This is a genomic window from Streptococcus sp. oral taxon 431, assembly GCF_023115445.1.
Classification (GTDB): Bacteria; Bacillota; Bacilli; order Lactobacillales; family Streptococcaceae; genus Streptococcus.
Window position 1 is genome coordinate 1 of sequence record NZ_JALDUI010000039.1, and the last position, 860, is coordinate 860.

At 47.6% G+C, this 860-nt stretch carries 1 protein-coding gene; it reads left to right on the forward strand.

The window, feature by feature from the left end; genetic code table 11:
* Window positions 1–860: Ig-like domain-containing protein (locus M1R56_RS10005; protein WP_248036036.1), on the forward strand; the 860-nt coding region annotated here is incomplete at both ends.

Sequence of the window (860 nt, forward strand, 5' to 3'; positions counted from 1 at the left end):
GTCACAGCGAAAGACGCTTCAAACAATACATCAACTCCAACTACAGCAACAGTAGCGAAAGCTGATGATAAGACAGCACCAGATGCACCAGTTGTGAACCCAGTTAAAGCAGGTGACACAGCAGTAACAGGTACAGCCGAAGCAGGTTCAACAGTTGAAGTAACCCTTCCAGATGGCACTAAAGCCTCAGCAACAGCTGACCAAGATGGCAACTTCAGCGTTCCAGTCAGCGGTTTGGAAGAAGGTCAAACAGTCTCTGTTACAGCGAAAGACGCTTCAAACAATACATCAACTCCAACTACAGCAACAGTAGCGAAAGCTGATGATAAGACAGCACCAGATGCACCAGTTGTGAACCCAGTTAAAGCAGGTGACACAGCAGTAACAGGTACAGCCGAAGCAGGTTCAACAGTTGAAGTAACCCTTCCAGATGGCACTAAAGCCTCAGCAACAGCTGACCAAGATGGCAACTTCAGCGTTCCAGTCAGCGGTTTGGAAGAAGGTCAAACAGTCTCTGTTACAGCGAAAGACGCTTCAAACAATACATCAACTCCAACTACAGCAACAGTAGCGAAAGCAGATGATAAGACAGCACCAGATGCACCAGTTGTGAACCCAGTTAAAGCAGGTGACACAGCAGTAACCGGTACAGCCGAAGCAGGTTCAACAGTTGAAGTAACCCTTCCAGATGGCACTAAAGCCTCAGCAACAGCTGACCAAGATGGCAACTTCAGCGTTCCAGTCAGCGGTTTGGAAGAAGGTCAAACAGTCTCTGTTACAGCGAAAGACGCTTCAAACAATACATCAACTCCAACTACAGCAACAGTAGCGAAAGCAGATGATAAGACAGCACCAGATGC